We start from the raw sequence: 6222 nt of genomic DNA, 5'->3' as shown, positions 1-6222 counted from the left end.
CCCCACCCACTCGGGCCCGCAGCCCGATGCCCACCCGGGCCCCCGCCCACTGCCCCCGGTGCAGCCGATGCCCTCGGCACGACAACCTCGGCGCCGGACTCCACGGGCTCAGGACATCGTCCTGCGGCCGGTGACCGGATCGCTGCCTCTGACCTCCGAGGCGACGGAGATCCCGGCCGAGGGCCCGATCGAATGGCCGCGTCGGCGGACCGGCATCGTCGGGGTCGCGAACCTGTTCCTCTCGGCGGTCATGGCCGTCGTCTGGGCGTGGATCCCGCTCGCCCTCCTCTTCACCGGGATCGGCGGCATCTTCGCCCTCGGGCTCGGCGTGCTCGCGCTCGTCGTCTGGGTCCTCGTCCAGCGCGGCGCGAATGTGTTCGAACGCTACCGGTCCGAGCTCGTCTACGCCGACCGCATCCCGGTGCCGACCATCGAACGCAGTGGACGCGAACCCGGGTTCACCCGGTTCCTCCATGACCAGTGGCTGCTCGTGAAGTCGGGATCGTTCTGGCGCTCGACCGCCCACCACTACGTGAAGATGCTCTTCGGCGCCGTCGTCGTCGGCGGAACGCTCGCGGCGATCTGCGCGTCGATCCTCGCGATCTTCGGCGCCATCAACCCCGACGGCATCACGACGTTCTTCCTCGGCGGTCCCGCCGGCGGGCTCGGCCGCATCGGCGTCGCGATCGGCGGCCTCATCGTCCTGGCCAGCTCGCTCGCCATCCTGTGGTTCGCCCCGTACCTCGATCGGGCCCTCGACCGCAGCCTCCTGCCTCCGGCCCGCACCGCGGCCCTGCAGGAGGAGGTCACCGAACTCGACCGCGCCCGCATGGCGGGCATCGAGGCCGCCGCCGCGGAACGCCTGCGCATCGAACGCGACCTCCACGACGGAGCCCAGCCGCGCCTCGTCGCCCTGAGCATGACGCTCGGGATGGCGAAGGCGAAGATCGACTACGATCCCGACCGCGCCAAGGAGCTCATCTCCGAGGCCCACGCCGAGGCGAAGGGGATCGTCAACGAGCTCCGTCAGCTCGCCCGCGGCATCCATCCCGCCGTGCTCACCGACCGGGGGCTCGACGCCGCGGTGTCCGCCCTGGCCGGGCGCTCGCCGATCCCCGTCGACGTCGACGTCCGCCTCGAGGGGCGGATCGAGCGGGAGGCCGAGGCTGTCGCGTACTTCGTCGTCGCCGAATGCCTGACGAACATCGCCAAGCATTCGTCGGCCACCCACGCCCGCGTCCTCATCGCACCGATCGACCACGCCGTCCAGATCGTCGTCACCGACAACGGCCGGGGAGGCGCCCGCATCGACCGCTCGGGCCGTCACACCGGGCTGGCCGGTCTCATCGATCGGGTCGAGGCCGCGCGTGGGACACTGAACCTGACCAGCCCCGCCGGTGGGCCGACTACTGTAGTTGTGGAGGTGCCATGCGCATCGTGATCGCCGAAGACTCCGCCATCCTCCGGGCCGGGCTGGAGCGTCTGCTCATCGACGCCGGCCACGAGGTGATTGCCGCCGTCGCCGACGCGAACGAGCTCCTCGCCGTCATCAACACGACTCCGCCGGACCTCGCCGTCATCGACGTGCGGATGCCGCCGACGTTCACCGACGAGGGGATCCGGGCCGCCGTGCTCATCCGCAAGCAGAATCCCGAGGTCAAGGCCCTCGTGTTCAGCCAGTACGTTGAGGAGCAGTACGCCTCCGAGCTCATCGCGGAGAACACCGGCGGGTTCGGCTACCTGCTCAAGGACCGGGTCGCCGACGTCGAGGACTTCCTCGACGCCGTGGAGAAGGTCGCCGCCGGCGGCACCGTGCTCGATCCCGAAGTCGTCTCGCAGATCCTCGTGCGCACCCGCAAGCGCGACGGGCTGGGCACGCTGAGCCCGCGCGAACTCGAAGTGCTCCAGCTCATGGCCGAGGGGAAGTCGAACGCCGCGATCGCCGGCACTCTCTACCTCAGCGCCGGTGCCGTCGAGAAGCACATCAGCTCGATCTTCACCAAGTTCGGTCTCACCGCCGACACCTCGGACAACCGCAGAGTCCTCGCCGTCCTCACTTTTCTCGGAGCCTAGAATGCCGTCCACAGTCCAGCTCAACCCCTCCACCCGTTCGACGCTGCGCGCCCTCATCGTCATCGCGGCGATCATCGTCATCCTCATCCCCGTCGGCATCACCGTCGCCCACGGCGTCTCCCGCCTCGGCTACGGCAAGGTCGAGGTCACCGAACCCCTGTCCGCCTCGATGACCGACCTCCAGTTCGCCCTCGACACCGGCGCCGAGGTGGTCGTGAGGACCACTCAGACGGACGCCCCGTCGGTGACGCTCACCGGAACCGGCCCTCGCGGCGAAGCGCCCGATCTCGAGGTCAGGGAGACCGGGACGACGACGATCGTCGCCGTCACCGGACGCGACTTCGAGAACGCCCGGATCGAGGCGTTCGTGCCCGCGCAGACCTCGGACGATGTCGCCCTCGACCTCAGCGGCGGCTACGGCACCATCGACGTCGCCGGTGACTTCAGGGAGGTCCTCGCCCAGAGCGACGGCGGTGAGATCGACATCCACGGCTCGGCCGATCGGGTGCGGACCACGACCGACTGGGGGATGACCACCCTGAGCGGCACCTTCGGCTCGATCGAGTCGAAGACGGACGTCGGAGCGTTCGACGGCATCGACCTCGCCGTGCGGGACCGCGTCGACGTGACCAGCACGACGGGAGCGATCTCCCTCGACTTCTCCAACCAGATGGTGCCGCTGTCCGGCATCGTCGCCAAGGCCGACGAAGGCGTCATCGAGGTCCGTCTGCCCCGCCTCGACGTCGCCCGGTCCACGATGGCCGCCGCGGCCGGGACCGGTGAAGGCACCGAGGGCACCGACGACGGCGCCGGTGCCGCTGGCGCCGAGGAGGCCGAGAACCCCGACGGTGCGGACCCGGCCGCGGCGGCCGCGCTCGCCCGGGAGCTCTTCTACCAGATCAATGCGAGCTCGACGTCGGGCACCGTCGACCTGGCGAAGGAACTCGAGAAGTACGACGCGTCCCGGGACACGAAGGACGCCGAGGGCAAGACCGTCATCCCCGTCTCGCTGAGCACCGACACCGGAACGATCGAGATCGACGAGAACTGAGCGATCGGCACCGGGCACCGGCGGCCGGCCGTCGCAGGGCGCGCGACGGTTCAGCGTCGTCAGTCCCGCGACGGCCCGGACCGCTCCAGGGGTGGGTCGGCAGCCCCTGGACGGGAGCCGGGCGAGGGACGAGGATGAATGCCATGGACGTCTCCACCCAGGTTCGAGAGTTCCTCATGTCGCGTCGAGCCAAGGTCACCCCCGAGATGGCCGGGCTGCCCCGCGGCGGCGGTCTGCGCCGGGTCCCCGGACTGCGCCGGGAAGAGGTCGCGACCCTGGCCGGGGTCAGCGCCGACTACTACACGCAGATCGAACGCGGCGACGTCTCCGGAGCCTCGGACGAGATCATCGAGGCGATCGCCTCGGCGCTGCTGCTCGACGAGATCGAACTGGGCCACCTGCATTCGCTCGTCCGCGCCAGCCGCCGGCAGCGGTCGCGGGGCCGGACGCGGCCGCTGCTGCCGCCCAACGCCCGGCGCATCATCGATGCGATGTCAGGCATCCCGGCGATCGTGCAGAACGACCGGCTCGACGTCGTCGCCGCGAACTCCCTGGGCCGTGGGCTCTTCGCCATGGTCTTCGAGTTCGCGCTCGAGGCCGGGGACGACGAGCCCAACTACGCCAAGTTCGTCTTCCTCGACGATCGCGCGAAGGATCTGTACGCGGACTGGGACGCCGTCGCCGAGGATGTCGTCAGTGCCCTGCGCCGCGAATCGGTCAGGTACTCCAACTCCCCGCTGTTCACCTCGTTGATCGGGCAGCTGTCGACGTCGAGCCCGGAGTTCCGGCAGCTGTGGGCGAAACAGGACGTCAATGCGTACAGGCGCGGTCGCAAGGTCATCCGGCATCCGATCGCCGGCGAACTGGCGCTCGACTACGAGGTCATGGTGCTGCCGGGCACCCATCAGTACTCCATCGTCACGTATCTGCCGGAACCCGGCTCCGCGAGCGAGGAGGCCCTGCGCTTCCTCGCCAGCTGGGATCAGCACTCCCACGACGCCGAGGCCCAGAGCCCGAAGCCGACCTGAGGTGGGTTGACGGCACCTGCCACCTCGAGCGGGCTGTCCCTAGGCTCGATACCGAACGGGAGAGAGCAACCCGTCACCCCAGAGACCCGATCGAGGAGAGATCTCGAATGACCGAGAAGACCGGCACCATCACGACCGTGACCATCGAGAACGAGAACATGATGTGGGACCTGTCCGCGGACATCCACTTCCCCACCGATTTCGACGAGACGAAGGCCTACCCGGCGATCGTCACCGCCCACCCCATCGGCAGCTGCAAGGAGCAGTGCTCGGGCAACGTCTACGCGCAGGCTCTGGCCGAGGCCGGTTACCTCGCGATCGCCTTCGACGCAGGATTCCAGGGCGCCAGCGGCGGTCGACCCCGGTTCAAGGAGGACCCGAACCTGCGGGTCGCCGATTTCAGCTCCGTCGTCGACCACCTCGTCACCCTCGACTACGTCGACGCCGACCGGATCGCCGTCCTCGGCGTCTGCGGAGGCGGCGGCTACGCGCTCAACGCGGCGATGCTCGAACGCCGGTTCAAAGCGGTCGTGAGCATCACCGGCGTCAACTACGGCCGGATGATGCGTGAGACAGCGGCGGAGAACGGAGGCCTCACCGCCGCCCTCGAAGCCATCGCCGCCCAGCGCACCGCGGAGGCGCGAGGTGCCGAACCCAGCATCGACGACCTGCTGCCGCCCTCGCCGGACGCGGTGAAGGAGCTCGGGCTCACCGACCCCGACCTCGTCGAGGCCGTCGACTACTACAAGACCGATCGTGGAGCGGCCCCGCACGGCTGCACGAGCTTCAACTTCGCCACTCTCGGCCCGGCACATGTGTGGGACGCCTTCGCCCATGCGGAGACCCTGCTCACCCAGCCGCTCTTCGTCGCCATCGGCGACAAGGTCGGTGCGTTCGGCGCCTACCGCGATGGGATGGAGATCTACCACCGCGCGGCATCGACGACGAAGGAGCTGCTGGTCCTTCCGGACACCACGCACTACGACCTCTACGACGGGCCGGAGGCCTCGGCCAAGGCTCTCGAACGGATCATCCCCTTCCTCGGCGCCAACCTCTGAGCCGCGGCCCGCGCTCGCCGAGGTGAGGTCGGCCCTCGGCGAGGCGACGTCCGCGCTCGCCGAGGCGCGGTCCGCCTCGAGGTGCGTCCCCGCTCGCCGGAGTTCGGCTCCCGCCAAGGTCGGATGTCTAGACTCACCGCATGGACCCCACCGACCCAGGCGCGTTCACCGATCCCTACGCCCTCGACGTCCCCGACGACGCCGGGTTCGTCGGGGAACCCCCGTTCTGGTCGCCCGGTGCCACGGTGACCTGGACGTTCAGACGCTTCGACTTCGACCGCGACGGCGCCGAGCTGCGTCGTCCGATGCAGGTGGTCGAGGACGGACCCGACGGCGCGGTGCTCTGGCTGCAGGGCGGGACGCCGACGATCGACACGCGGATCGTCGGCTGGGAGGACTCGAACCCCCACGACGTGCCCCTGCGACACCGGTTCGGACCGGCCGCTTCGGCGCCCCGGAGGGTCACGGTCGCCGGCTCCTGGCGCGGTCCCGGGGTGCTCAAGATCGTTCCCGCCCGAGTGCCGTTCTCCGTCTGGGTGCTGCTCAGGCCGGGCGGCTGGGCCGATTGGTACGTGAATCTCGAGGCCACGCATCGGCGCACGGAGTCGGCGATCCTCACCAGCGATCACATCCTCGACATCACGTTCCCGCAGGCCGGGGCTCAGCCGCACACCTCCCGCCTTCGCCCGAGCGAATTCCTCCGCCCCGAGCTGGCGGTGTTCAAGGATGTCGACGAGATCGCCGCCGCGGCGGCCTTCGGCATGTGGCCTGTCGAATGGTCGGACATCATCCGCGGCAACGGGATGAGGGTGCTCGAGAACCTCGACGACTTCGCCTGGGCTTTCGACATCCGATGGGAGAGGCTCGCCCGTGACCTCGCAACGGGAGGCCGGCAGCCCGGAGCCGCCTCGGCGAGCACTCGCGAAGCGACGCGAGGCACGGAGCCGGACGGCATCCGGGAATCACACAGAGTGGGCAGCGGTTGCTACCGACGTGACTGGATCTGATCCCC

General features: G+C 69.6%; 6 protein-coding genes. All 6 read left to right on the top strand.

Features of this window, described 5'->3' with window-relative positions:
• Nucleotides 1–1441: sensor histidine kinase (locus tag DFO65_RS15715; protein ID WP_147233383.1), on the top strand; the 1441-nt coding region annotated here is incomplete at its 5' end.
• The gene (locus DFO65_RS15710) at nucleotides 1429–2073 is read left to right on the top strand and encodes a response regulator transcription factor (RefSeq protein WP_113905388.1); all 645 of its coding nucleotides are present in this window, start codon (nucleotides 1429–1431) and stop codon (nucleotides 2071–2073) included. The genes DFO65_RS15715 and DFO65_RS15710, both read left to right, overlap by 13 nt.
• 1 nt (nucleotide 2074) lies before the next feature.
• On the top strand, nucleotides 2075–3124 hold the full coding sequence (locus DFO65_RS15705; RefSeq protein WP_113905387.1) for a DUF4097 family beta strand repeat-containing protein: 1050 nt from the start codon (nucleotides 2075–2077) through the stop codon (nucleotides 3122–3124).
• Nucleotides 3125–3267: 143 nt separating this feature from the next.
• Nucleotides 3268–4152, top strand: coding sequence for a helix-turn-helix transcriptional regulator (locus tag DFO65_RS15700; RefSeq protein WP_113905386.1), 885 nt, complete (start codon nucleotides 3268–3270; stop codon nucleotides 4150–4152).
• Between the two features lie 107 nt (nucleotides 4153–4259).
• Complete coding sequence (locus DFO65_RS15695; RefSeq protein ID WP_113905385.1) at nucleotides 4260–5210, top strand: alpha/beta hydrolase; 951 nt, start codon at nucleotides 4260–4262, stop codon at nucleotides 5208–5210.
• A gap of 140 nt (nucleotides 5211–5350) precedes the next feature.
• Nucleotides 5351–6217 (top strand): ribonuclease FAU-1 family protein, encoded by an 867-nt coding sequence (locus tag DFO65_RS15690; protein ID WP_113905384.1) that lies wholly within the window; start codon nucleotides 5351–5353, stop codon nucleotides 6215–6217.
• Nucleotides 6218–6222 lie beyond the last annotated feature (5 nt).

The organism is Brevibacterium sanguinis (assembly GCF_003315415.1).
Classification (GTDB): domain Bacteria; phylum Actinomycetota; class Actinomycetes; order Actinomycetales; family Brevibacteriaceae; genus Brevibacterium; species Brevibacterium celere_A.
This window is presented reverse-complemented; position numbering and strand designations above follow the sequence as displayed.

What these genes read in the sequence shown, in the direction of transcription:
- DFO65_RS15695 (WP_113905385.1), top strand. Translation starts at nt 4,260, where the DNA reads ATGACCGAGAAGACCGGCACCATCACGACCGTGACCATCGAGAACGAG.
- DFO65_RS15700 (WP_113905386.1), top strand. Translation starts at nt 3,268, where the DNA reads ATGGACGTCTCCACCCAGGTTCGAGAGTTCCTCATGTCGCGTCGAGCC.
- DFO65_RS15690 (WP_113905384.1), top strand. Translation starts at nt 5,351, where the DNA reads ATGGACCCCACCGACCCAGGCGCGTTCACCGATCCCTACGCCCTCGAC.
- DFO65_RS15710 (WP_113905388.1), top strand. Translation starts at nt 1,429, where the DNA reads ATGCGCATCGTGATCGCCGAAGACTCCGCCATCCTCCGGGCCGGGCTG.
- DFO65_RS15705 (WP_113905387.1), top strand. Translation starts at nt 2,075, where the DNA reads ATGCCGTCCACAGTCCAGCTCAACCCCTCCACCCGTTCGACGCTGCGC.